Genomic DNA, 25,384 nt, shown 5'->3' with positions numbered 1-25,384 from the left:
GGCATGCTTCGCAGATATACGGTTCTCTCGAAGAGGTGACATTGAGGTGCAGTGTGACGGACCCGGACTCTCCGCCGGATAAAGGCGGCCAGGAATCGTCGCATGACGACACAGTGGGCGACGAGGCTACGACGGCCGCCCGGCCGGCGTCCCCGGAAGACGTTGACGCCCACCTGGTCATCGACTCTCTGGTGGATGCTGTTCTCGTCGTCGCTCCCGACGGTCGGATTGTGCTGGCGAATTCGGCGGCTGAGAAACTCCTCGGTGCGGAACCGGGAAGCCTGAGCGGCGCTCCCCTTCTTGACTTCGTTCCGCAGCGATATCAGCGCGCGCACTGCGCGGGATTCGAGCGTTACGTCCGAACCGGCGAAGGCCGGCTGCCGGCGGGCCAGGCGGTCGACGTGGCAGCCAGACGCCGGGACGGTGTGGAAATTCCGGTTGAAATCCGATTCGGCCGGGCCGGGAAGCCGACTCCGGAGGGCTTTTCGGTGGTCGGCGTCCTGCGCGAAGTCACCGAGCGGATTCGGCTCGAGCGTGCGGCGCTGCTCTCACGCTATTTGCAGGCCGTCGTCGAGGCCGCGCCGGATGGCGTTATCGCGTGGTCGCCGGATCTCACGATCCTGGCGGTGAATCGGCGATTCACTGAGATGTGCCGGCTGCCAAGCGAGGCGATTCCTGTCGGCGGCGACGTCGTCGAGCTGCTGCAGAGGTACGGCTCGTTACTCCGTGAACCACAGCGTCTGCTGGACGCTTTTGAGTACGCACGCCGCAATCCGACCGAAGCGCAGAGCCTGGAACTCACCCTTGCCGATGGGCGGATTGTCGAAACGTACGGGGCGCCCATCACCGACGAGAGTGGGACGCTCCTCGGGCGGGTCTGGTACGTGCACGATGCGACCGAACGACGCGCGGCCGAGGCACACCGCGACCGGTTGCTCCGCGAGCTTGCCGCCGTACAGCGTGCTCAGCAGTTCTTGCTCGACGCGTCGACAGTCTTGGCGCGCGTCAGCGGATTCTCCGAGTCGCTGCACGCGCTGGCCGCGGCCGCCGTGCCGGCCCTCGGTGACATCTGCATCGTCGACGTCCTGGTGGATGACGGCCGGCGCATCGAGCGGGTCGCGGCGGTCCACGCGGACCCTACCGCCCAGCCCCTGGTGGATGACCTGCGACGGCGTTTCCCGCCGCGGCTGGACGGCGACAATCCGGCCGCCCAGGTGCTGCGTGACGGCGTGTCTCGCTGGGCCGCGGAGATGAGCGACGACTTCCTGCGGGCGACGACACGCAATGAGGAGCACTACCAATTGGTCCGTGCGTTGGGATACACCAGCTTTATCACGGTGCCCATGATTGCGGACGGTCAGGTGCTCGGGAGCATCACGCTGGTGAGCACCAATTCGCACCGGCGTTTCACCGACGAGGACGTGAAGCTGGCCGAAGAATTGGCTCGACGGGCGGCGCTCGTCGTGGCCAAGGAGCGCCGCTATGACGCCGAGCGCCGTCTCTCCCACAACCTGCAGGCGAGCCTGCTCCCGAGCGATCTTCCGGTTTTCCCGGGTGTTGATTATGCGGTCTGTTTCCAGCCCGGCACCCGTGACGCCGAAGTCGGTGGCGATTTCTGGGATGTCACCACCATGCCGGACGGCGAGGTCGCCATCATGGTCGGCGACGTGGCCGGGCACGACATGCAGGCCGCGGCGATGATGGCCCAATTGCGTGCGGCATGCCGGGCCATCCGCGCCGAGACGCGTGGGCCGGACGAGCTCGTCGCCCGGCTGCACGCCCATTGGGATCAGCTGGGTCTGGCGCGGATGGCGAGCGCGGTTTTTGCCCGACTACGCCCATGGAGCGGATTGTTGCGGGTTGCCTCGGCGGGCCATCCGCCGCCGCTCATCGTCGAGGACGGTCGGCCATGGTTCGTTCCGATCGAGCCGAGTACGCCCTTTGGCGCCCCAGGCGGCGGAGCGTCGCTCTGGCAGGGCACCCTCAGCCCAGGCGCGGTTGCTGTCTTCTACACCGACGGCCTCGTCGAGGACCGGCATCGCGACATTGACGACGGCATGGCCCGCCTCGCCGTGGTGGTCACCGAGCATTGGACCGAGCCGGCGAGTGCGATCGCTGATCACGTGATCAGCGCGTTGCTGGGCCCGGAACGAGCCGACGACGTCGCTGTTCTCGTCCTGCGTTGGCTGGGTCCAATCTGTTCGTGAGGATCACGTGTCCCCCGGTGTCTTCCGGGCGCCGTCCGCGCGCGATTTTCGCTGATGGCGTAATCGCCGGTGTGTTGCGCGCGGGGTCGCATCCTACCTGTCGCAGCCAGCCGGGTCGCACGCGACGTGTCGCGCCCTGGCGGGCCGCGGGGTTGGACATCCGGTCGCCGGGACGTCATCCGGGGAGGTGCCCCACGTGAGCGTCCGCCTGTCGCCAGGTAGGCGTGATGGGCATGGAGAGGCGCTGCCCGCGCGTGCTCTCACTCTCCGGCGGTAGCCTGCCAAGGGAATTGGAGGTCGGCAACGTGGGACTCAGGCGGCTGCTCTACGGGCTCTACGAGCGGCGCCTCGCCGCGACGCTGCCACCGGACCGGATTCCGCGACACGTCGGCGTCATCCTCGACGGCAACCGCCGGTGGGGTCGTGCGATGGGTCTCGGCGCGTCCGGCGGCCATCGTCGCGGTGCCGAAAAGATTGAGGAATTCCTCGGCTGGTGCGCCGACCTTCGCATCGAGGTGGTCACGCTCTGGCTGCTGTCAACGGACAATCTTGCTCGTCCGGCCGACGAGTTGGTGCCGTTGCTCCGCATCATCGAGGAGACGGTTGCCGAGTTGGCCGCGTCGCGCCGATGGCGACTCCACCCGGTAGGCGCTCTCGATCTGCTGCCCGACCAGACCGCACGCACCCTCAAGGAGGCGGAGCACGCCACGCAGGACGTCGATGGTCTGCTGGTGAACGTGGCGGTCGGCTACGGCGGACGCCGGGAAATTGCGGATGCGGTGCGGGCGCTCTTGCACGAGCATGCGATTCGCGGTACCAGCATTGAGGATTTGGCGAACGTGTTGGACGTCGAACACATTGCGCGACACCTCTACACCAAGGGACAACCGGATCCCGACTTGGTCATCCGCACATCGGGAGAGCAGCGGCTCTCTGGTTTTCTCCTGTGGCAGAGCGCACATTCTGAGTTGTTCTTCTGTGAGGCGCTCTGGCCGGATTTTCGGCGGGTCGATTTTCTGCGCGCGGTTCGTGCCTACGCGCAACGTGAGCGCCGTTTTGGTGCATAACCGGGCGGGCCGCCAACGCTCCGCTGCACCGGCGGGTCGGATAGTGGCCACAGACCACGACTGAGTCAAAAGACGCCGCACGGGCGGGCGCCCGGTATCGCCGGAATCGCTCCAACCGACGCACGGTAACGCCGCCGATACGCTCTGCAGGCAGGCGATGCACAATTGAAGCTCCTGTCACAACTGTCACAAAGTTTCCATCCGATGTGAGATCTCTCACGTCGTTGTCGTTTGTTCCTTGGTGAGTTTTACGGCATGGTGAAAAAAGCCGGTGTAAACCACCAGGCGACGGGGAAAAACATGCGTGCGCTATTTGGGCGCATTCGCTTGCGTGCGTCGAGAAGCCTCGTACGCGTCAAGGAACACGATGTTCCGCTGACGGGAAGGGTATGACCGCATGTTTCGAATTTCCACGCGGCCACCCGCGGCCGTCTGCGGCTTCGCGGGAACGATGGCGTCGCTTGCCGTGCTGGCCGCGGCCGTGAAGATTCCGGCCAGTGCGGGCACCGTTGCCTCGGCCGGAGCATCCCAGGCGGCGACCACCACCGGAACGACGGTCGCTCCTCAACCGACGCCGTTCATTGGAACCTCGACGCCTTTCGTGGCACGGAGTGTCCTCCAGCCGCCAAGCCGTTCCGAGACCCGTCCCGCATCGCCCTCCGCCACGGCGAGTCCAGCGGTTTTACCGGAAAATCCGCGGGATATTGCGCAGTACCTGGCTGCGCAGCGCGGTTGGACCGGCTGGGAATGGACATGCCTGGATGAGCTGTGGCGTCGGGAAAGCAATTATGAGACGACCGCGACGAATCCGGCGTCCGGCGCGTACGGCATTCCGCAGGCGCTTCCCGCCGAGAAAATGGCAAGCGCCGGACCGGACTGGCGTACCGATCCGGTCACTCAGATCACCTGGGGACTGGACTATATTGCGAGCCGCTACGGTGAGCCCTGCACCGCCTGGCGGTACTGGCTGCGGGCCGGTTCGTACTAGCGTGCGGTGGCGGGCGTCGGCGGGCGGGCGCCGCTCAATCCGCCGTCACCGGGCGGCCGGTCATGGCGAGAACGTCCAACACCCGGTCCAACTGGGCTTCACTGATCTGCCCGTTGGCAACGAATCCGCAGTCAATGACCGCCTGCCGGATCGTCGTGTCGTGCTCCAGCGCATATTTCGCCACCTTCGCCGCCGCCTCGTATCCGATGTACCGATTCAGCGGGGTAACGATGGCAGGCGACGATTCGGCGTATCGGCGGCAGCGTTCGACGTCCGCGGTGATACCAGCGACGCACCGATCCGCAAAGAGACGAGCGACGTTGGAGAGCAGCCGGATCGATTCCAGCAGATTGCGGGCAATAACCGGAAGCATCACGTTCAGTTCCAGGGTGCCAGCGGCGCCGCCGAACGCCACCGTCGCGTCGTTGCCGATGACTTGAGCCGCGACCTGGCAGACCGCTTCCGGGATGACGGGATTCACCTTCCCGGGCATGATGGATGAACCTGGCTGCAGGTCCGGCAGGTGGATCTCGGCGAGTCCGGTGCGCGGACCGGAGGCCATCAGCCGTAAGTCATTGGCGATTTTGTACAGGCTGACCGCGACAACCCGCAGCATGCCGCTCGTTTCCACCAGCGCATCGCGGGCGCCCTGGGCTTCAAAATGATTGCGTGCTTCGGTGAGCGGCAACTGGAGCTGGGACGCGAGCCGTTCGATGACCCGTGCGGCGAATCCGGGAGGAGTATTGATTCCCGTTCCCACCGCCGTACCGCCGAGCGGCAGCTCGCCAAGTCGCGGCAGCACGCTCCGCAGCCGTTCCATCCCGTAACGGACGGCGGCCGAATATCCGCTGAATTCCTGTCCGAGCGTGACCGGTGTGGCGTCCATCAGGTGGGTGCGTCCGGCCTTCACGACGTCGGCGAACTCCGTTGCTTTGCGTTCGAGTGCGGCGGCGAGATGCTCCAACGCGGGAAGGAGGGTGCCGGTGACGGCCCGGCACGCCGCGATGTGAATGGCCGATGGAAAGGTGTCGTTCGATGACTGCGAGGCGTTCACGTGGTCGTTGGGATGAATCGGGCGACCAAGCCGTTCCGCGGCCAGAGTCGCGATGACTTCATTGGCATTCATGTTGCTTGACGTACCGGAGCCGGTTTGAAAGACGTCGACGGGGAAATGGTCGTCCCACTGACCGTGGCGCACTTCCTCGGCCGCCTCCGCAATCGCGCTCGCCACATCGGGGTCGATGACGCCGAGTTCGGCGTTGACGCGTGCGGCTGCGCCTTTGATGGCCGCGAGAGCGGCAATCAGCTCACGGTCGATCCGCATTCCGGAAATCGGGAAATTCTCGACCGCGCGTTGTGTTTGTGCGCGCCACTTGGCATGGGCCGGAACGCGGACCTCACCCATCGAATCGTGCTCGACACGAAAAGCGTCACCCAACGCACCGGCGGTCATCGGCCCTCCCATTCATCGACGAACATGCGACTTCAGCCTAGACAGCGGCTGTGTGCGAGGACGCCGACGGTTCATCCCGCCGGTTCCGGCGATTGCCGGCACATCACGGTGAACAGGGAGGAAGCAGTCCGTCGCTGTGCAGCGGCGGCGTCGGGGCGCTTGACGCGACGGCGCGGCGGGGCGCTGAGCAGGTGGCGCAGCGGCGGCGTCGGGGCGCTTGGCGCAGCAGCGGTGCTGGGCACAATGACGCGACGGCGCGCCGGATTCGTGGTCCGGCAGGGGAACCGGGCCCGTCAGTCCGGGAGGCGGGACCGGACGGCGATCCGGCAGGCAGAACCGGGCCCGTCAGTCCGAAGAGACGGCACCCGGGTGCGACCTGCCGGCCGTCAGGCGGCCACACCAAAAGCAGGGCGGGTGGTTAGCCGCCCCTGGGAGTCTTCGGTCAGGCGGAGGGCTGTTGAGGCGCGACGCTGAAGTGCACGGAGCCGCCTGCGTCTACGACGGCGTCAAGAATCTGGTCGTCCAGCGCCGCGGCGGCCTCTTCGGTGAGGAAGACACGGGCGCCGTCCTGCTCGACCACCTGGTCACCCGGCTCGGGAGCGGCGGCTGCCCGGATGGTCAGGGTCTCGTCCATGCCTGGTTGTCGGCTGAAGCGCAGTCCTCCCGTCTCACCAGCTATTTGCTGGGTCAGGGTGCGGACTACGGCGGCGGCATTGTCGGTCAGCGTGAGCATCGCTCGTCTCCCTTCGGTCGGGTTCGCTCCACCCTAGTCGCTCCGCGGACCGGTTGCTCTGCCGCGCATCGGCGCGGCGGACGATTCAACGCCCGGAGGCCGACCCGGGACGCCGGCGATCGGAGTGGGAGAGCGACGTCGGTAGGTGTCGGGCGGTCAGCGAAGTTGAATTCGATCGCTGGAGGCCACCGGCCGCTGGTCATAGTCGACGATCGCGTACGACCGCAGCTTGGACAACCGATGCTCGCTGTGGATCATCCGGATCGTCCCGCTCTTTGACCGCATGACGAGCGAGCTGGTCTGCGCCCCGCCACCGCGATACCGGACTCCGCGGAGCAACTCGCCGTCCGTGATCCCGGTGGCGCAGAAGAAGACATTGTCGGACCGGACCAGGTCATCATTGGTCAAGACCCGGTCAAGGTCGTGTCCGGCGTCCAACGCTTTGCGCCGCTCCTCTTCGTCACGCGGCCACAATTTCCCTTGAATGACACCGCCGAGGCATTTCACGGCGCAGGCGGCGATGATGCCCTCTGGTGTTCCGCCGATGCCCAGAAGCAGGTCAACGCCGGTGTCCTCGCGCGCCGCCATGATCGCGCCGGCCACATCGCCGTCCATGATGAATTTGATGCGCGCGCCGGTCTCCCGAATTTCCCGCACGAGATCGGCATGCCGTGGCCGGTCGAGAACGACGACGGTCACGTCCTGGTTTGCGCAGCCCTTCGCGGCCGCCACGGCCCGGATGTTGGCTGAGACCGGCGCGTTGATGTCGACGTACGGAGCCGCCACCGCGCCGGTGACGAGTTTCTGCATGTAAAAGACGGCGGACGGGTCGTACATCGAATGCCGGTCCGCGACCGCGAGGACCGAAATGGCGTTGTTCATTCCCATCGCGGTGAGCCGGGTGCCGTCAATCGGGTCGACCGCGACGTCGCATTCCGGACCGGTGCCGTCGCCGACGTGCTCGCCGTTGTACAGCATCGGCGCGTGGTCTTTCTCCCCTTCACCGATGACGACGACCCCGCGCATCGACACCGTGCCGATGAGCCGGCGCATTGCCTCCACCGCCGCGTGGTCGGCGGCGTCCTTGTCACCCCGGCCGACCCATCGCCCAGCGGCCATCGCCGCCGCTTCGGTCACGCGGACCAGTTCGAGCGCCAAGTTGCGATCGGGCGCCTCCGGCTGTCGTTCGACGTCGTTATCGGCCATGGTCGTGCTCCTCGGCGGATCCTGGTGCGGAGACGTCGTTCGCCGCGCTCTGCTCCGGTGCACGGTACGCCTCGAGCCGGGCGCGGGCCCCGTCCAGCCACGCCTGGCAGACGCGGGCCAGTTCTTCGCCGCGCTCCCAGAGCCGCAGCGCTTCCTCCAACGGTAGGCCGCCCAGCTCCAACCGCTGCACGATCTGGATGAGCTCATCGCGGGCGTCCTCGTACGAGAGGCGAGCCCGGCCGTCATCGGCTGATTCGTGGGGGAGCGGCGGCTCGGTCACGCGAGCGAGCCTAGTGGGTGGTCCGTCTCGGCTGGTGCCACATCCGTGACGGTGACCCGCAACCGGCCGCGGCCGAGCCGGACGACGAGCTCGTCTCCGGTCTGGACCTCATCGGCTCCACGGATGACCCGGCCGGCGGGGTCGAGGACGATGGCATACCCGCGTTCGAGGGTTGCCGCCGGGGCGAGCGCCCGCAGACGAGCGACGAGGTGGCGGGCGTCGGCGTCCGCCGCCCGGATCGCCGTGTCCAGCGCGGTCCGCCCGGCGCGCACCAGCCGCAGAATCTCCTCGCCACGCCGGTTGATGTCTTGGACGGGGTGTGCCAGGACCGGCCGGGAGCGCAACGTGTCGAGGACCTGTTGCTCCCGGTCGATCCGATGTCGCAGTGCGTTCCGGAGTCGATCGCCGAGCTGCGCGAGCTGGGCGTACTGCTCCGCCACGTCCGGCACGATCCGGCGGGCGGCGTCCGTGGGCGTGGAGGCGGCGACATCGGCGACGAAGTCGAGGAGCGGTGTGTCGGTCTCGTGACCAATTGCGCTCACCACCGGCGTGCGGCAGGCGGCGACCGCGCGCAGCAGGGTCTCGTCGGAGAAAGGCAGGAGGTCTTCGACGCTGCCGCCTCCGCGGGCAATGACGATGACGTCGACCACGGGGTCGTCGTCGAGCCGGCGGAGGGCGGCGACGATCTCCGGTACCGCGTACGGACCTTGCACCGCCACCGCCGCGATGTCGAAACGGACGGCGGGCCAGCGCCGGCGCGCGTTCTCGACGACGTCCCGTTCCGCCGCCGAACCGCGGCCGCAAATCAGCCCGACAACGCGCGGCAGAAAGGGGAGCGGGCGCTTCCGTTCGGGGGCGAACAGCCCTTCAGCGGCAAGGATTTTCTTCAGGCGTTCCAGGCGGGCCAGTAAATCGCCAATGCCGATCGGCCGGATGTCGTGGACGACGAGCTGCAAACTGCCGCGCGGCACGTAGAATTCCGGCTTGCCCAAGACCGCCACCCGCAGACCTTCCGTGGGTTTCGGCTCGATGCACTCGAAGACCTGACGCGGGCAGGTGGCGAGCAGGGTGACGTTGGCCGAGGGATCCCGCAGGTTGAAGAAAACGGTGTTCGTGCCTGGGCGGATTTTTATTTGCGTGAGCTGCCCGTCGACCCAGATGCGACCGAGCCGGCCGACCCAGAGTCCGATCTGCCGCGCGACTTCCCGTACCGGTACCGGGGATTCGGCCGAGGAGGTAAGTGCCACGCTCTGAGGGTAGGCCGGAGCGGATTCATCCGCCGCGCGACGGTCGAGCGAGCTGGAAGACGAAGGTCCGGGCCGGGCCGGGCGGGCCCTGCCGGATGGCGTCCGGGCCGGGCATTGCCGGCTGGCGTCCGGGCCGGGCATTGCCGACCGGCGTCCCAGCGAGTCGGCGTCTCGGCTCAGCCGATGCGCTTTTCGGCTCAGCCGACCGGCGTCCCAGCGAGCCGGGCGTTGTCGATGACGATGGCTGCGGGATCCTCGACCAGCTTGAGTGTCGCGAGCGCGGTCTCGGAGAAGGCATTCTTCGCCGCGCTGGACAGCGCGAGCACCCCAATGACCCGTCCGCCGTGACCCCGCAACGGCATCGACAGAAACGTCGCCATCCGACCCTCGTCGTCCGCGCCGAGAAGGTGATTGGGATCCGCGACCCGCACATTGACCTCGGCCGGGGTGAGCGACGTACCGGCGGCCGCGTTGAGCGCATCGACTGCTGCCGTGACGAAGTCCGCGTAGTGGGCCTCTGACGCCTCCCGGGCCACTGCGACATACGCCGTCCGTTCCTCGGCGAGGAGGACGGCGGCCAGTTCGTTGTCGACGAATCGTTGCAAGATGGCCAGGACTCCGGCCACCGTCTCTTCGAATCCGTGTGCACTGGAGGCGATCGACGTCACCTCGGCGGCGACGGACGTCTCGAAGAGTTTGCGATCGAGCAGGTCGCAGACCCGGCTGAAGACATCATCCGGTTCCAGCTCCACGGGATCCGGCCGTAACGCCGGACGCCCCCCGCGGGCCCGTTCGGCCTGGGCGATCGCTTCGGAGACGGCGGCTACCAGTTCGGGAGCCTCGAAGTCCTTCGTGAGGTACCGATCGGCGCCGGCTTGCGTGCCCCAGTACCGGTCGCTTGCGGCGTCCAGCGACGTCAGGAGGATGATCGGAATATCCGCCGTCTGCCAGTCGTCCTTGAGCAGCCGGGCGGCGACGTAGCCGGAGACGCGCGGCATCTGCACGTCGAGGATGACCGCGTCCGGCCGCGACCGGAAGACTGCCTGGACCGCTTCGACGCCGTCCTCTGCGGTGATCACCTCGTACCCTTCCTTGGTCAGCACGCTGGTGACGATCCGCCGCAGGGTGGGACTGTCATCGGCGATGACGACGGTCGGCATCGAATCTCCCTCCGGGAAGATCAGTCGAAAGGTCTGCTCGGAGTTTCGACCGAGGGACTCATCGACTTCATCGGCTGCTGAGACGCCGAACCGTACTCCATTCGCCGGGTTTGCCCGGCCGAAAGACGGAGCGCGCTGTGCGGCGGTCTGTCACCGCCCACGGCGGTTTGTGACCGGCCGGGTGGACGGTTGCCGGCCACGGCGGGCTGCTATCGCCCGAGGAGCCGGCCACCGTGCGGGGTGTTCTGTCACCGCCCGAGGAGCCGGCCGACCGTCTCGACCAGCTGCGCTTGATCGAATTCGCTCTTGAGCAGGTACGCGTTCGCCCCGGCTTCCATGCCGGCTCGCCGGTCGCCGTCGTCCCCTCGCGACGTCATGATCACTACCGGGAGGTGTTCCCAGCCTCGGGTCCGGCGGATGGTTCGGGTAAGGGTGAATCCGTCCATCCCCGGCATCTCGACATCGGCCAGCACGAGGTCGGGCAGTTCGGTGCGCAGGCGGGCCAACCCGTCGAGCCCGTCGACCGCGGTGGTGACTTCATAACCGGCACCCTCCAGGATCACCCGCTCCAGCTCCCGGACTCCGACGGAATCCTCGACAACGAGGATTCGCGGCCGGCGTCCCAGCGGTCGGGGCGTCTCCAGCTCGGGCGGCGCCGTCGCTGGTTGCGCGGTGCTGGCCGCCCCGGTCCGGGCGGACATCTCCCGTAGATCGAGGAGGCACACCACGGTGCCATCGCCGTCGATCGTCGCCCCGGTGACGAGCGGCAACCGCCCGATGAACGATCCGAGGTCCTTGACGACGAGCTCGAGCTCGCCCTCCAACCGGTCGACCGACCACGCGACGAGATCGCCGCCGCCTTGGCGCACGACAAGGGCAGCGCGGGGATCCCGGACACCCTCCACGCCCAGCGCCGCGCCGAGGTCGAGCAGCGGCACGGAGGTGCCGTGACGGACGACGACCGGCGCCCCGGCGAGGTTGTCCACCGGCACGTCGCGCAGGCTGATCGATTCAATGACGTTCGGCACCGGGACGGCGTACCGTTCGGCTCCCACCCGGGCGATCAGGCAGCGCAGGACGCCGAGTGTGATCGGCAAGGTGAGGACGAAGCGGGTGCCGCGGCCCGGTTCGGTGTAGATGTCGATCGTGCCGCCGAGTTCGTCGACGACCGTCCGGACGACGTCCAAGCCCACGCCACGCCCCGACGTCACCGTCACGGTCGGGGCGGTGGAGAACGCCGGTGCGAAGAGCACCTGCAGAAGCGCCGGGCCGGACACGGTGCTATCCGGCGGGAGGAGCCCGCGTTCGATCGCCTGGCGGCGGACTGCGCTTTCGTCGATGCCCCGGCCGTCGTCGGCCACCTCCAGGACGACGGTCCCGCCGGCTGACCGTGCCTCCACGGTGACGGTTGCCCGGGGAGGCTTTCCCGCGGCAACCCGCTCGGCCGGGGTCTCGCATCCGTGGTCGACCGCGTTGGTTACCAAGTGGCGGAGTGCGTCGGCGATGGCGTCCAGCACCTTCTTGTCAAGCTCGACATCCTCCCCGACCAGCCGGAGTCCGACGTCCTTGCCGCCGGCGCTGGCGACGTCCCGGACCAGTCGGGGAAACCCGGAGAGTACGCGCCGGACCGGGACCATCGCCAAGCCCATCGCGCCGTCTCGCACCTGGGCGAGGCGGCTTCGCGCGTCCTCGACCCGCTCGCGCAGTTGGTGCCCGGAGGCGACCAGCTGATCGCTTGTCGCGACAAGGCGATGGAGGGCCAGCTCCAGGTCCTCGGATGGTTGGGTCGCGGCGGCGCGGACCGCCCGGAGCCATCGTTGCTGCTCGGTGAGGAGTGTTTCGAGCTCTATGGCGTTGCGCTCCACCCGTCGGGCGTCGAGCTCGGCTTCGCCGACGACGTCGAGCAGGTCGTAGACCCGGCGGGAGGCGACTCGGATGGCGTCGAAGCCGCGTTCCGGCTCTGTCGGGCCGCCGATCTGGACGGCGGCAGGCGGGGTGATCGACTCCAACAGCGTGGAGGCGGCGGCTGCCGGCGTGGAGAGCGTGGCCGTCGGGGTGGAGGGCCTCCCGACCGGGGCGGATCCCGCCGGAGGAGGGGCGGATCCCGCTGGCCGAGGTGGTCGTGCCGTGGATCCTGCCGGTGATCCGGTTGGCCCAGCGGGCGGCGGAGGGACCGCGAGGGGTGGGCCGGCGGCTTGCCCGTCCGGGGGCGGAGGGACCGCGAACGGCGGGGCGGCGGCTTGCGCGGCCGGCGCCGGGGTCTCGGTAGCCGAGGGCGTGGTGCCGGGCCGCGCCGGCGGCGGTGGTACGGCGAGAGGCTGGGGGCCACTCTGGACCGTGACGGTCGGTTCCGGGAGCCGCGGGACGGTCACCGGTTCTTCCCCGTCCAGCGCCGACCGCAGCGCGGCAATGAGCGCCCGCAGATGCTCCTCACCGACCGGAGCCGGGTCGCCCGGCAGGGATCGGCTGATGCCATCGACCGTCGCCAACAACAGGTCAACCAGATCGCGTCGCACCGGGAACCGGCCGTCGCGGAGTGCCGCGAGGAGGTCTTCGGCGGCGTGCGCGGTCTCCAGGACGGCGGTCAGGCCCATCATCCGAGCGGAGCCTTTGACCGTGTGGGCGTCACGGAACAGCGCGGAGAGGACCTGCCGGGAGGCGGCTCCAGTCTCCAGCCGCAGCAGGCCAGCGGACAGCGAGGCGAGCCTTTCCTCCACCTCGGCACGGAACGTGGCGAGCAGTTCCGGGTCTTCCGCCCAACCGCCCATCGGCGCCTCAGGAAATGCGGAATTGCGCGATCGACGCCCGCAATTCGGCCGCGAGCACGTTCAGCTGAGCCGCGGACGCAGCCGCCTGCTTCGATCCGACGACGTACTGACGCGAGACGTCCGAGACCTGCATCATCGCTGTCACCACCTGGTCGGAGGCCGACCGTTGCTGCTGGGTGGCGATGGAGATTTCCTTTGCCGCTGTGGTTGTTTCGTCCACCATGCCGGAGATGCGTTCGAGGGCCTCGACGACGCCGCGCGCCAATTCCGTTCCGGCATGCACCTCCTTCGCCCCTTCTTCGGTGGCGAGAATGGTGGCGTTCGTCTCGGCTTGAATTTCGCTCACGATGCCTTGGATTTTTGCCGCGGATTCCTGGGAACGCTCCGCGAGCTTGCGCACTTCGGAGGCGACGACCGCGAAACCGCGACCGTGCTCCCCCGCACGGGCGGCCTCAATCGCGGCGTTGAGGGCGAGGAGGTTGGTCTGATCGGCCAAGTCGTCGATGACCTCGAGAATCCGCCCGATCTCCTGGGATTTCTCGCCGAGAGACAAGGCCCGGCTCGCGATGGAGTCGACCCGGTTGGCGATGGTGTCCATCGCCGCGACGGAGGCCGCCACGGCCTCCCGGCCCTCCTCGGCGTACCGCAGGGTCTCGGCGGCGTACCGGGCGACCGCTTCGGCGGTCTCGGCGATCTGCGCTGCGGTGGCGGCGAGTTCCTCGATGGTGCTGGTCGTCTCAGCCACCGCTGAGGACTGTTGCGTCGCGGACGCCGCGTGCTCCTCGGCGGTCGCCAGCAGTTGTCCCGCGGCCGCGGAGATGCTCTCGCCGCTGGCCCGGATTTGTTCCACGAGGTGTCGGAGGCTGCCCAGGGTATTGGCGAACGCCGCCTGGAGCACCGCGAGCGCTTCGTCGTCCTCGCCGGTCGGCGGACCGAGGTCAATCTGCTGGTACGCAGAGAGGTCACCGCGGGCGGCTGCGGCCAAGGCTTCGGAGAGCCGTTCGACCTTCGCCTTCAATTCGGCGCGTTCCCGCCGGATTTCGTCTTGCAGGTTCTCCCGCTCGGCGCGGGCTTCGTCGAGGAGTTCCGCTCGGGTTCGTTCGAGTTCGTCGTGCATGCGCCGGCGCTCCTCGTCCAGCCGCTGCCGGAGGTTGGTGACGGAGTGCGCGAGCGTGCTGGCGAACCAGACGACCGCCGGAATCGCCGGAATCGCCAGGAGGGTGGTCAGTGCGGTGCTGCGGTCGAGATGGTGGGTTGCGGCCGTTGCCGTGAGCGCCAGCACGGCGGCGAGAAAGGCGTAGCCGAATGACTTCCACGGCGCGTCGCTGACCGCCGTGGTGAGCAGAACCGGGATGTAGAGAATCCACAGCGGGGTTGCGAACCCGGCCGCCGCGACCAGCGCGCCGGTGATACCGGCGAGGTAGACGAGCCGGCCGAGATCGGCTACCGCACCCGTCGGCCCAAGGGCTGGATGATCCACGCGTGCCAGGCAGGCGACGGTGACGAGAGTCGCACCGAGGACGGCGACGCCGAGCCAGCCGGCAACGACAGCGGGCCGGATATCGACGCCGGGAGTGGGGTGCGACCCCACGGCGAGGACGCCGGCGATTCCCAGCGCGAGCATTAATCCCGTGCAGATTGCTGATACCTGTTGCAGCCGCTTGACGACGTCCACCGGCCCTCCTCAGCTGTCCGGCGCGCGTTGGGATACCTGGTCAACCCGTCGGGAGGCTCCCGTTGGGATACCTGGTCAACGCATCGGGAGGCGATCGCCCTTTCTGAAGCGTGGTGCCGGCATGAGGTCACGTCCGGACGTTCGGCAATTTCCGGCGCAGCCCCAGGAGTGCAGCCGGGTTTATGACCGCGACGGGTCCGTGGTCCGGCGTGAACTGACCGAGGAGCAGAGCCGCGACGTCCGGGTCGACGGTGCGGGGCGGTGGATCAAGTTGATCGGCAGGACAGTGGATGACGCCATGCACGCCCTCGGTGAGCAGGCCGGCCGTCACGGTGCCGTCCGTGATGACGACCAACCGCCCGAGGGACCCGACCGGCGGCATCTCCGTGCCGAGCAGCGGACGCAGATCGACGACGGCGAGGATGCGGCCCCGCCAGTTCGCCACCCCGGCGAGCCAGACCGGCGTGCCGGGAACCCGGGTGATCCATGGAACGCGGCCGACTTCCGCTACGGCCGACATCTCGATGGCATACCGGCCGCCGCCGAGCCGGGCGAGCACGTAGCCGGCCTCCTCGACGTCCGCGAGGCGCGGTCCCCCACCTGTTCCGCCGTCAGCCGCCGCTGGTCCTGCCGCACGCCGTGCCTCCGTCGCCGCCGTCCCCGTGGTCGTTTCGGAATCGCGCACGGCCTCCTCATCGGCTGGTACGGCTGTTCGGTGAAGCGCCGTCGGTGGTGTCCCGCGCGGCGGCGCCCGGACGGTCGATGTCGTCCGGGCGGCTGGCGGTGGGTGCGGCGCTCGGGAGCTGCGACCGGGAGCCGGAGTTCGCTGCCTTGGCCTGCCGGCGGAGCAGGGCCGCCGCCACGAAGATCGAGGCAGGCGAACCGGCGATTCCGCCGAGAAGGAAGGCGACGACGGGGGCGCCGGAACCGGGAAGGAGGACGTCTCCGCCTGGGCGCGGCAGCGCGATGAGCAGGAAAACGGCAAGGAGCCACCCGAAGGCCGGGAGCGCCGCCGCTTCCCGTGCCCGCAGTCCCCAACCGATCAGGACTCCGCCGCCGAAATTGGCGCCGAAGGCGGCGAGTGCTCCGACCGGGACGCCGTCGACAACCCGGGTTGCTTGGACGGCGGTCAGCAGCCCGGTGACGAGACCAAGCAGGACGCCGATCCCGGCGGTCAGCCATGTCCAGCGTCGGTCCGGCTGAGGAGCGGATGGAGGCACGGGGTGCAGCCTAGTTGCCCCTCCGGCGGCCGACGTCAGGGTCGAGTCTCCTCGCGCCGCGTGGACCGACGGTGAACGGTGCGGTCGGTAAGGTCAATGACGATCTCGTCGGCCGTGTCGTCGGCTCCGGCCGCGTCGTCGGCGCCGGCCGCGTCGGCCTCGCGGGAGGTATCGGCCTCGCGGGCCGCGTCGTCAGAGAACGCCGGTGCGTCGGGTCGCAGCACTCCGCCGGCAGCAGCGGCAGCTTCGAGGATGTCGGTGATTTCGTGGCCGATGAGCTCGTGGCGCTGCACGAGTGCATCGCGGAGCGCCTCGACCAAGTGGCGGTTTCCCTCGATGAGTGCGGTCGCGAGCAATTTCTGCTGGGCGAGCAATTCGTCGACTTTCTCCCGGCCGTGGCGGTCGGCGAGCACTCGCCCGACGATGTTCGTGTCGGACCAGGAATTGTTCTGCACCGCGGCGTACGAAATCAATGAATCCGTCATGCCGCATGCGCCGACCATGTGCGCGGCGACGTTTGTCGCATACAGGAGGTCGCCGCCCGGGCCGGTGCTGACGTCACCGAAGAACACTTCTTCCGCCGCTTGACCGGCGAGCGCGATGCGGATGAGGGCGAGCATTTCGGCCCGCGATCGGGTGTAGACCTCCTCGCGGTCGCCGTGCGCAAGCAGGCCGAGCGCGTTCCGTCTTTTGACAATTGTCAGAATCTCCAGCCGCCGCTGCGGTGCAACAAGCCAGGCGACGACGGCATGGCCCGCCTCGTGGGTGGCAATGAGCATCTTTTCGTGCTCGGTATACCCGACGGGTTGACCGAAACCGACCTCGGTGTCCAGGCGGGCGTGTTCGACGTCCTGCCACGTCATCGCCCGGCGGCCGGATTGCAGCGCGTTCACCAGTGCGTTGTCCAGCAGGCCTTCCAGCATGGCCGGGCTGTATCCCTGCGTGACCGCGGCGAGGGCGTCGATGCGCTCCGGATCGTCCAGCTCAGCCGCGTGCGCCTTCTTGCTGAGGAAGTACGTGATGAGCGCGCGCCGCGCATTCTTGTCCGGGCGGTCGAAGGTGAGGCGCTGGTCAAAGCGACCTGGTCGCAGCAGAGCGGGATCGAGCGCGTCGGCTCGGTTCGTTGATGCGATGAGAAGAATGTTGGCCGGCGGGATCGGCGGTTTGCGGATGTGCCGGCGGGCGGGCAGGAAGAGGTTGACGGTGTCGATGACCGCTCCCAGCACGCGCTGCGCCGCCGGCGGCTGATCGAACGATTGGAGCTGGACGAGCAGCTCCTGAACAGCCATGCCCAGATCGTTGCCGCCGAAGAATGGGCTGGCGACCGTCGGAGTGCGCACCGCCGGAGTGCGCATCTGCGGGGGGCCGAAATCCGGCAGACCGGAGAGCGCGCCGCACTGCATGCGCGGTGCCAGCAGGTCCGCCGGCGCGAAAGCGCTGACCGCGTGGCGGGCTCCGCCGAGGGCGTCGAATTCGTCGATGAACCCGATGGCGCCGCCTTCCTTGCGCGCGGTGGCACGAAGCGCCCGGAAGAATGCACGGACCTTCCGCTGGGTCGCCCCTTGCAATCCGGACTGGAAGGAGGTCGCTGTTGCGAAGAGGAACGGTACGTTCGCCTCTTTGGCGATTGCTTTGGCCAGGTAGGTCTTTCCAGTACCCGGCGGTCCTTCAAAAAGAATTCCCCGGCGCGGCCGCCCCCCCATGTCGCGGGAGAAGGTGCGGTGGGCAAGGAAGAGGTTGACGGACCGGACGACCTCGGCCTTGATGACGTCGATACCGACGACGTCGTCGAGCCGGACGTCGATCTGTTCGGGACGGATGATCTGGTGCGGTGAGCGTCCGTAACCCCAGTACACGCCGACCATGCCGAAGATGAACAGAATCGGCACGGCCAGGTACAGCACCAAGAGCCACGGAACATGGGGCATTTCGAAGACGTTCAGCGGCCGGCCGGTCAGTAGCCGATACCACAGGTACGCCGCAGGCACGGCCAGAATGCCGGCTAACCGGCGCAATCTGGTCCGCCGCGCCCGCTCTCGTTGCCGCCCGACATCCGCCCGGTGCGCATCAAGGACGGAACCGGACGCGATCTCGGCGAGCTGATCGGCCATGCCTTCACCCTTTCAGCGGCTCAAGCCGAGGTGGCGGAGTGCCGAGAATTCCTCGGTTATCTCCAGTCTCCCCCGGCAGGGCTCGGCTGGCTACGTGGCGGCGCCGACATCACCCGCTTGGACGACGTCCACCCCGGCGAAAAGGTCGTTTTCCCGCCCATCACCCGCCGGATATGCCGTTCCCCGCAGCAGGATGTAGTACTCGACACCGAATGCCCGTTGGCCGATATTGTTGGACAACGCAAAGAATGGCCCATCTACGGCGATTTGAGTGGCATGCGCGCGCAGCGCCGCGATTTTCCGGTCGAGAAAGGCGCGGGCGTCGATCGCTGTCGTGATGACCTCATCGGGCCGGACGAACGGCACGTTGTCGACGTCCTCCACGCCGGCGAACGACGTGGTGTCGCCGGCCGCCCGCAGCGCTTGAATTCCCTCGGCAAATGCGGATCGCGGGACGGCCGCGGCGTACAGTTTCGTGACAATGTCCCGGGTCTGGTCGACGGCGCGGACGGTGACCCGGTGCGCCTGAATGTGATCCGGGTGGCCGTAACCGCCGTTCTCGTCGTACGTGATGACCACCTGCGGCCGGACGTCACGGATGATGTCGACGAGGTACGCCGCAGCGGTATCGAGATCGGCTTGCCAGAAAGCGCGCGGGTGGTTGTTGGCGGGGGTGCCCATCATGCCGGAGTCGCGGTAACGGCCCGCACCGCCGAGGAACCGGTGATCGGTGACGCCCAGGGCTGCGCACGCGGCGGCCAGCTCGCTGATCCGGTAACCGCCGAGCTGGTCCGCTTCGTCGGCCGCGAGCAACCGCAGGTCGGGGACGAGAATCTCACCTTCCTCGCCGAGGGTGCAGGTGACGAGCGTGACACGGACGCCCTGCGCCGCGTAGTACGCCATCGTCGCTCCGGTGCTGATGGATTCGTCGTCCGGGTGGGCGTGCACGAGCAGCAGTGAGCGGACCATGGCTGGCAGCGTACGCCGGGTGGATTGAAGCAGAGCGGTTCCGGGTCGAACCGCCTAGTGTCGGGCCGCGCGGCGGCGGAGGGCGGCGAAATTGATCGACCAGCCGACGCCGAAGGCCCGGGGGACGAGAATGCGGGGGTCCTCCGGTGACCAGACGCTGCGCAACAGCCGCTGCGGCGTGGGAGTTCGGAGGTCGTAGGGAATCGGTCCAAGCTGCCCTACCCACCGGCGTTCGGCCTTGGGACGCCGAAGTTCTCGGACTACGGCGGCAATGAGCAGCGCCGCACTGCCGAGACGAAGAGCGGCGCGGACCTTTCCGCGCCGGTCACGCGGTCGGGATTGTCCTCGCCTCATTCCTCGGCTCCATCCGCTCATGGCTCCGTCGCCGATGCGGCATCTTCGCCTGGCTCCGCTGCCGATTGTTGACCCCGCTATCGACGGACGCCGCCGTGCGGAGCCCACCTGCTATCGGCGTCGGCAGCCTGGTGCTCTGTCCGGCTCATGCTGCGGCCGGCGGCCGCGTGACCGATCGTAGCGCCAGGTGACAGATCACACACCGCCCTTGACTAGGAGGGGCGCCGGTGCAAGGCGTAAGTTGTGGTCGCCGGCCACGCGCGTCGTCGGCCGGGCGCGTGACCGCGTGCGGGCTTGTCGGACAGGAGGAAGCGGGACGCCGTGACGGTGGAGAGTCGCGTACCGGCGCCGGCACCGGCTCGGACCGGCCGGCGGGCGGCCATCGGGGTTGCAACGCTGCGGACGGATCGTTGGTGGGCCCAGCCGGCGTTCACCTTCGGCGTCCTGATGAGCTTCATCATTTATTCGACGTGGGCGGCGTTCGTCGACCGGGATTATTTCTGGGAACCGTATCTCTCGCCGTTCTATTCACCGTGCATCGCCACCCGCTGCGGGATGGTCCCCGGGTCGGCGGGCGCACCGCACGTGGGCATTTTCGGCTCGTGGTGGATCATTTCGCCGGCAGTCATTATTCTCATCGTGCCGTTGGGTTTTCGGCTGACGTGTTACTACTACCGGAAGGCGTATTACCGCGCGTTCTGGCTCGCACCGCCGGCATGCGCGGTGGCGGAACCGCACGCCCGGTACACCGGCGAGACGCGTTTCCCCCTCATTCTGCAGAACGTGCACCGCTACTTCTTCTACCTGGGCTTTCTCTTGAACATCATTTTGAGCTATGACGCCGTGATTGCTTTCCGCGACCACTCGGGACGGTGGGGACACGCAGGGTTGGGGACGCTCGTTCTGGTGCTGAACGCGCTTCTCCTCTGGGGCTACACCCTGTCGTGTCATTCGTGCCGCAACATCGTCGGCGGGCGGCTCAATCATTTCTCCAAGCATCCCCTGCGGTACCGGTTCTGGACCCTGGTCTCGCGGATGAATCGGTATCACGGGCAGATTGCGTGGGTGTCGTTGGTGTGGGTCGCCCTCGCGGACCTGTATGTGCGGCTGGTGGCCGCCGGATGGATCACCGATGTCCGGTTCTTCTGAGCCGGCGGAGCACCGGTAGCGACCACGATATGGGAATTCGACGCAAGGACGGCAAGCGGGTGAGGCGATGACGGAGATCGAGCGGCATCAGTACGACGTGGTCATCGTCGGCGCCGGGGGAGCGGGGCTGCGTGCCGCGATCGGCGCGCACGACAAAGGTGCGCGGACGGCGGTGGTCTGCAAGTCGCTCCTCGGCAAGGCGCACACCGTGATGGCCGAGGGCGGTATTGCCGCCGCGATGGGCAACGTGTGGCCGGAAGACAACTGGCAGGTGCATTTCCGCGACACCATGCGCGGCGGCAAGATGCTCAACAACTGGCGGATGGCCCAACTGCACGCGCAGGAGGCCCCGGAGCGCGTCTGGGAACTGGAGAGCTGGGGCGCGCTCTTCGACCGGACACCGGACGGCAAGATTTCCCAGCGGGATTTCGGCGGCCACCGGTACGCGCGGTTGGCGCACGTCGGCGACCGCACCGGGCTGGAGATGATCCGCACCCTTCAGCAGCGGGTGGTTGCGCTCGGCATCGACGTCTTCATGGAGTGCACGATCACGCGGCTGTTGCTGGACGGCGACCGCATCGCCGGCGCGTTCGGGTATTGGCGCGAATCCGGCCGATTCATCGTCTTCGAGGCGCCCGCCGTGGTCCTCGCCACCGGCGGCATCGGCAAGTCGTTCAAGGTCACGTCGAATTCGTGGGAGTACACCGGCGACGGTCACGCGATGGCGATGGCAGCCGGCGCTCCGCTCATCAACATGGAATTCGTGCAATTTCATCCGACCGGAATGCTCTGGCCGCCGTCGGTGCGTGGAATTCTCGTGACGGAGAGCGTGCGCGGCGACGGGGGCGTGCTCCGCAACGCGGCCGGCCGCCGCTTCATGTTTGATTACATCTCCGACTATTTCAAGGCCGAGACGGCGGACACCGAGGAAGAGGCGGATCGGTGGTACGACGATCACATCAACAACCGCCGCCCGCCGGAACTGCTGCCTCGGGACGAGGTGGCCCGGGCCATCAATGCGGAGGTGAAGGCAGGACGAGGGTCACCGCACGGCGGCGTGTATCTGGACATCGCCTCCCGGCGCAGCCCGGAATTCATCAAGAAGCGGCTGCCGTCGATGTACCACCAATTCAAGGAACTTGCCGACGTCGACATCACGAAGGAACCGATGGAGATCGCACCGACCTGCCATTACGTCATGGGCGGCGTCGAGGTCGATGCCGATTCGGCGATGTCGAAAGTGCCGGGGCTGTTCGCAGCCGGCGAGGTGGCGGGCGGAATGCACGGCGCGAACCGCCTCGGCGGCAACTCGCTCTCTGACCTCCTGGTCTTCGGCAAACGGGCCGGCGAGTACGCCGCCGAGTACGCCCGCGGTCAAGCGAGCCGCCCGCGGATCGATGAGGCGGATATCCGGGACGCTGAGCAGGAGGCGCTGGCGCCGTTCATGCGCGACGGGGGCGAGAATCCCTACACCTTGCAGCGGGAGCTGCAGGAAACGATGCACAGCTTGGTCGGCATCATCCGGGTCGCCGATGAGATGAAGCAGGCCCTGGAGAAGATTGCGGAATACCGGGAGCGGCTCGCCCGGGTGTCTGTCGAGGGGAATCGGCAGTACAACCCCGGATGGCATCTCGCGCTGGATTTGCGGAACATGCTGATGGTCTCGGAATCGATCGCGCGTGCGGCTCTGGAACGCAAGGAGAGCCGCGGCGGTCACACGAGGGACGATTATCCGGCCAGCGACCCGGAGTGGGGGAAGCGGAACGTCTGCTGCCGATGGGCGGGCGACCACGTCGAGGTGTATCAGCAGCCGCTGCCGGAAATGCCGGATGAGCTGAAGAAACTCTTCGAGGAGAACCACTGATGGGCTACGACCTCAAGCTTCGGGTGTGGCGAGGGGATGAGAACGGCGGAAGGCTCGTTGACTTCACCGTCCCGGTCGAAGAGGGCGAAGTCGTGCTCGACGCCATCCACCGGCTGCAGGCGACGCAGGCAGGCGACCTTGCGGTGCGGTGGAATTGCAAGGCCGGGAAGTGCGGGTCGTGCAGTGCGGAGATCAACGGCAAGCCGCGCCTGATGTGCATGACCCGCCTCTCGCTCTTCGATCCGCAGGAGACCATCACGGTGACGCCGATGCGCACCTTCCCGGTGATCCGGGACCTCGTCACCGACGTGTCGTTCAATTACGAGAAAGCGAAGAGCGTTCCGCCGTTCACGCCGCCGGCTGATCTCGCGCCGGGTGAGTACCGCATGCAGCAGGTGGACGTCGAGCGGTCGCAGGAATTCCGCAAGTGCATCGAATGCTTCCTCTGCCAGGACGTCTGCCATGTTATCCGCGACCACGAGGAGAACAAGCCGCGCTTTGCCGGGCCGCGGTTTTTCATCCGGTATGCGGAGTTGGACATGCACCCGCTGGACACCCTCGACCGCAAGCAGCAGTTGCGGGAGGAGCACGGGATCGGCTTCTGCAACATCACGAAATGCTGCACGGAAGTCTGTCCCGAGGGCATCAAAATCACCGATAATGCGATCATTCCGATGAAGGAGCGGGTCGTCGACACCCATTACGACCCGGTGACCCGGTTGTTCCGGAAGGTCCGCAGCCCGGAGCAACCGCGGCGTCCCGCTGCCCGCGACGCAGGCTAAGGTCCGCGCCGGCCGTTGCGCAGCTGAGCGTCGAGTACGCCGATGACCGGCAGGTCAGCCGGCAGCCAGGCAACGCTGTACAGCTCCTCGGCGGCAAGCCATCGCACCTCCCGATGCGTTACCGCCCGCGGAGCTCCGTCACGTAACCGGGCCGTCCAGACCCGCAGCCGCCGGTCGGCGTCGATGGGCCATTCACCGAGCCGGTGCAACGGCGCGACGTCAACGTCGAGTTCTTCGCGGCACTCGCGGCGGATCGCGTCAGCCTCCTCCTCGCCGTCCTCGACCTTGCCGCCGGGCAGCTCCCACCACCCGGCGAGTTCCGGCGGATCGGCACGGCACGCCGCGAGGAGCCGGCCTTCCTGGATGATGGCGGCACCGACGATGATGCTGGTCACGCTCTGCAGTCTCCCAGCTGTCGTTGCGAGCGCGGGTGCCACCGCACGCGCCCGGCCACGCATCGGAGTTGACGCGGCGCGCGGCGAGCGTCGGACGTGACGCGCCGCCGCACGCGGCCAGCCACGCATCGGAGTTGACGCGGCGCGCGGCGGAGGTCACGGTGAAGGTATGGCAGAACTTCTCAGCGATGCGCAAGTGGCCGAGGCCCTCGCCGGACTCGAGGGGTGGCATGGTAACGGGAAGGCAATCAGCCGCACCGTCAAGGCGGAGAGCTTTCCCGCCGGAATTCGCCTGGTGGATGCGGTTGCGGAGGTCGCGGAGTCCCTCGACCATCATCCCGACATTGACATCCGCTGGACCTCCATCACCTTTACCTGTGCGACACACTCCAAGGGAGGCGTCACCGAGCTGGACCTCAACCTGGCCCGGCGAATCAATGACCTCGTTCAGGCAATGGGTGCGCGATAGCGATCCGGTCCCAGGGTGCGGCAGGGCCGGCGCAGGAGCCTACGTGCGTCAGTCGACGGCTTCTGCCGGGGCGTCACGACTGCGGCGATACGGCGGGCGGTGACGGCGTGCGGCGGGCGGCGCATCATCGCGGTGTCACACGTTGAATCGAAATTCGACGACGTCGCCGTCCTGCATGACGTAATCCCGGCCCTCGATCCGCACCTTTCCTTGCGCCCGTGCCTGCGCGAGTGAACCGGCGGCGACCAGGTCGTCGTAACTGACCACCTCCGCCTTGATGAAGCCGCGCTGAAAATCCGAGTGGATGACTCCCGCGGCTTCGGGGGCGGTCGCCCCCTTGCGGATCGTCCATGCCCGGGTTTCCTTTGGCCCTGCGGTCAAGAAGGTCTGCAAGCCGAGGACGTCGAAACCGGTCCGCGCAAGGATGGCCAAGCCGGATTCCCGCTGGCCGATCGACGCGAGCAGTTCGCGGGCGTCTTCTTCGCTGAGATCGGCAAGTTCGGCTTCCAATTTCGCATCGAGAAAAATTGCGGGCGCGGGGGCGACCAATTCCTGTAACCGTGCTTTCAGGCGGTCGTTGGTGATTTCGGTTTCGTCGACGTTGAAAACGTACAGAAACGGTTTTGCGGTCAACAGGTGCACGTCGCGCAGCGCGGTCGTGTCAATCCCCGCGGAGAAGACCGTCTTGCCGGAATTCAGGACCTCGTACGCCGCCCGGGCCGCGTCCAGGGCCTCTGCCCGCGCTTTCGCCGCGGGTCCCGTGCCGCCCAGTCGCACCTCTTTCTCCAGGCGGGGCAAAACTTTCTCCAGGGTCTGCAGGTCGGCGAGCACCAGCTCGGTGTTGACGACCTCAATGTCGTCGGCGGGGTCGACACGGCCCGCGACGTGCGCGACATCGGAATCGGTGAAGACCCGGACGACTTGGCAAATCGCGTCGGTTTCCCGGATGTGGGCGAGAAACTTGTTGCCGAGTCCTTGCCCTTGCGATGCCCCGCGCACCAGACCCGCGATGTCGACGAACGTCACCGTTGCCGGGACGATCCGCGCGGAACCGAACATTCGAGCGAGGACGTCGAGCCGAGGATCGGGGACGCCGACCACGCCGACGTTTGGATCGATCGTCGCGAACGGGTAGTTCGCCGCCAGGACGTCGTTCTTCGTCAGCGCGTTGAACAGGGTCGATTTCCCGACGTTCGGCAGACCGACAATTCCGATCGACAGAGCCACAACAGGTGAGCCTAACGGTCGCGGACGCACCCGGCGGCACAGCGTGTGCGTTCGCGCCGC

The 25,384-nt window shown here is 67.6% G+C and carries 22 protein-coding genes; 7 read left to right on the top strand and 15 right to left on the bottom strand.

Translation table 11 applies throughout. The features are described 5' to 3' along the window. Positions 1 to 53 precede the first annotated feature (53 nt). The 3 genes from ACEL_RS11650 to ACEL_RS11645 all read left to right on the top strand — a co-directional run bounded on the left by ACEL_RS11650 (position 54) and on the right by ACEL_RS11645 (position 4,262). Positions 54 to 2,207, top strand: a complete 2,154-nt coding sequence (locus ACEL_RS11650) for a SpoIIE family protein phosphatase (protein WP_169303210.1) — start codon at positions 54 to 56, stop codon at positions 2,205 to 2,207. Between the two features lie 305 nt (positions 2,208 to 2,512). Continuing rightward, entirely contained in the window at positions 2,513 to 3,274 is a 762-nt protein-coding gene (locus tag ACEL_RS09710) for an isoprenyl transferase (protein ID WP_041835078.1), read from the top strand. 397 nt (positions 3,275 to 3,671) lie between these two features. After that, positions 3,672 to 4,262, top strand: coding sequence for an aggregation-promoting factor C-terminal-like domain-containing protein (locus ACEL_RS11645; RefSeq protein ID WP_011720715.1), 591 nt, complete (start codon positions 3,672 to 3,674; stop codon positions 4,260 to 4,262). A 34-nt stretch (positions 4,263 to 4,296) separates the two neighbouring features. On the opposite strand, the gene ACEL_RS09700 is transcribed toward ACEL_RS11645, so the two are convergent. The 13 genes from ACEL_RS09700 to ACEL_RS09640 form a co-directional block, all read right to left on the bottom strand. Further along, positions 4,297 to 5,715 carry a class II fumarate hydratase gene (locus ACEL_RS09700; RefSeq protein ID WP_011720714.1) on the bottom strand — a complete coding sequence of 473 codons (1,419 nt, stop codon included), beginning with the start codon at positions 5,713 to 5,715 and terminating at the stop codon, positions 4,297 to 4,299. Positions 5,716 to 6,157: 442 nt separating this feature from the next. Beyond that, positions 6,158 to 6,448 carry a HesB/YadR/YfhF-family protein gene (locus tag ACEL_RS09695; protein ID WP_011720713.1) on the bottom strand — a complete coding sequence of 97 codons (291 nt, stop codon included), beginning with the start codon at positions 6,446 to 6,448 and terminating at the stop codon, positions 6,158 to 6,160. Positions 6,449 to 6,604: 156 nt separating this feature from the next. Further along, positions 6,605 to 7,654 carry a class II fructose-bisphosphatase gene (gene glpX / locus ACEL_RS09690; protein WP_011720712.1) on the bottom strand — a complete coding sequence of 350 codons (1,050 nt, stop codon included), beginning with the start codon at positions 7,652 to 7,654 and terminating at the stop codon, positions 6,605 to 6,607. After that, the gene (locus tag ACEL_RS09685; RefSeq protein ID WP_011720711.1) at positions 7,644 to 7,934 is read right to left on the bottom strand and encodes an exodeoxyribonuclease VII small subunit; all 291 of its coding nucleotides are present in this window, start codon (positions 7,932 to 7,934) and stop codon (positions 7,644 to 7,646) included. Before ACEL_RS09685 ends, glpX begins: the two co-directional genes overlap by 11 nt. Beyond that, entirely contained in the window at positions 7,931 to 9,181 is a 1,251-nt protein-coding gene (xseA, locus tag ACEL_RS09680) for an exodeoxyribonuclease VII large subunit (protein ID WP_011720710.1), read from the bottom strand. Before xseA ends, ACEL_RS09685 begins: the two co-directional genes overlap by 4 nt. A 197-nt stretch (positions 9,182 to 9,378) precedes the next feature. Then, a complete protein-coding gene (locus tag ACEL_RS11640) occupies positions 9,379 to 10,341 on the bottom strand; it encodes a response regulator (protein WP_011720709.1) in 963 nt (320 codons plus the stop codon). Between the two features lie 248 nt (positions 10,342 to 10,589). Beyond that, positions 10,590 to 13,109, bottom strand: coding sequence for a hybrid sensor histidine kinase/response regulator (locus tag ACEL_RS11635; RefSeq protein WP_011720708.1), 2,520 nt, complete (start codon positions 13,107 to 13,109; stop codon positions 10,590 to 10,592). 7 nt (positions 13,110 to 13,116) lie between these two features. Then, positions 13,117 to 14,784, bottom strand: a complete 1,668-nt coding sequence (locus ACEL_RS11630) for a methyl-accepting chemotaxis protein (RefSeq protein WP_011720707.1) — start codon at positions 14,782 to 14,784, stop codon at positions 13,117 to 13,119. 127 nt (positions 14,785 to 14,911) lie between these two features. After that, the gene (locus ACEL_RS11625) at positions 14,912 to 15,469 is read right to left on the bottom strand and encodes a chemotaxis protein CheW (RefSeq protein WP_011720706.1); all 558 of its coding nucleotides are present in this window, start codon (positions 15,467 to 15,469) and stop codon (positions 14,912 to 14,914) included. A gap of 7 nt (positions 15,470 to 15,476) precedes the next feature. Then, positions 15,477 to 16,004 (bottom strand): hypothetical protein, encoded by a 528-nt coding sequence (locus tag ACEL_RS11620; RefSeq protein ID WP_011720705.1) that lies wholly within the window; start codon positions 16,002 to 16,004, stop codon positions 15,477 to 15,479. Between the two features lie 35 nt (positions 16,005 to 16,039). Beyond that, positions 16,040 to 18,115, bottom strand: a complete 2,076-nt coding sequence (locus tag ACEL_RS12805) for an AAA family ATPase (protein ID WP_011720704.1) — start codon at positions 18,113 to 18,115, stop codon at positions 16,040 to 16,042. Positions 18,116 to 18,205: 90 nt separating this feature from the next. After that, positions 18,206 to 19,084, bottom strand: coding sequence for an N-acetyl-1-D-myo-inositol-2-amino-2-deoxy-alpha-D-glucopyranoside deacetylase (mshB, locus tag ACEL_RS09645; protein WP_011720703.1), 879 nt, complete (start codon positions 19,082 to 19,084; stop codon positions 18,206 to 18,208). A 54-nt stretch (positions 19,085 to 19,138) separates the two neighbouring features. Next, a complete protein-coding gene (locus ACEL_RS09640) occupies positions 19,139 to 19,438 on the bottom strand; it encodes a DUF5808 domain-containing protein (protein WP_041835077.1) in 300 nt (99 codons plus the stop codon). Positions 19,439 to 19,759: 321 nt separating this feature from the next. On the opposite strand from ACEL_RS09640, the gene ACEL_RS09635 reads away from it, so the two are divergent. From ACEL_RS09635 to ACEL_RS09625, 3 genes are all read left to right on the top strand, one after another. Next, positions 19,760 to 20,587 carry a hypothetical protein gene (locus tag ACEL_RS09635; protein WP_011720701.1) on the top strand — a complete coding sequence of 276 codons (828 nt, stop codon included), beginning with the start codon at positions 19,760 to 19,762 and terminating at the stop codon, positions 20,585 to 20,587. A gap of 67 nt (positions 20,588 to 20,654) precedes the next feature. Further along, positions 20,655 to 22,451, top strand: coding sequence for a fumarate reductase/succinate dehydrogenase flavoprotein subunit (locus ACEL_RS09630; RefSeq protein ID WP_011720700.1), 1,797 nt, complete (start codon positions 20,655 to 20,657; stop codon positions 22,449 to 22,451). Continuing rightward, positions 22,451 to 23,233 carry a succinate dehydrogenase/fumarate reductase iron-sulfur subunit gene (locus ACEL_RS09625; protein ID WP_011720699.1) on the top strand — a complete coding sequence of 261 codons (783 nt, stop codon included), beginning with the start codon at positions 22,451 to 22,453 and terminating at the stop codon, positions 23,231 to 23,233. Before ACEL_RS09630 ends, ACEL_RS09625 begins: the two co-directional genes overlap by 1 nt. Here ACEL_RS09625 and ACEL_RS09620 read toward each other — a convergent pair. Beyond that, on the bottom strand, positions 23,230 to 23,628 hold the full coding sequence (locus tag ACEL_RS09620) for a (deoxy)nucleoside triphosphate pyrophosphohydrolase (protein ID WP_011720698.1): 399 nt from the start codon (positions 23,626 to 23,628) through the stop codon (positions 23,230 to 23,232). The two genes, ACEL_RS09625 and ACEL_RS09620, sit on opposite strands and share 4 nt — an antisense overlap. Before the next feature lie 169 nt (positions 23,629 to 23,797). On the opposite strand from ACEL_RS09620, the gene ACEL_RS09615 reads away from it, so the two are divergent. After that, positions 23,798 to 24,097 carry a 4a-hydroxytetrahydrobiopterin dehydratase gene (locus ACEL_RS09615; RefSeq protein WP_011720697.1) on the top strand — a complete coding sequence of 100 codons (300 nt, stop codon included), beginning with the start codon at positions 23,798 to 23,800 and terminating at the stop codon, positions 24,095 to 24,097. Positions 24,098 to 24,232: 135 nt separating this feature from the next. Here the strand turns inward: ACEL_RS09615 and ychF are convergent, their stop codons facing one another. Further along, the gene (ychF, locus tag ACEL_RS09610; protein WP_041835076.1) at positions 24,233 to 25,324 is read right to left on the bottom strand and encodes a redox-regulated ATPase YchF; all 1,092 of its coding nucleotides are present in this window, start codon (positions 25,322 to 25,324) and stop codon (positions 24,233 to 24,235) included. Positions 25,325 to 25,384: the final 60 nt, after the last annotated feature.

The organism is Acidothermus cellulolyticus 11B (assembly GCF_000015025.1).
GTDB lineage: Bacteria > Actinomycetota > Actinomycetes > Acidothermales > Acidothermaceae > Acidothermus > Acidothermus cellulolyticus.
Note: the sequence above shows the minus strand (reverse complement) of the source record. Positions and strands in the feature narration are given on the sequence as shown.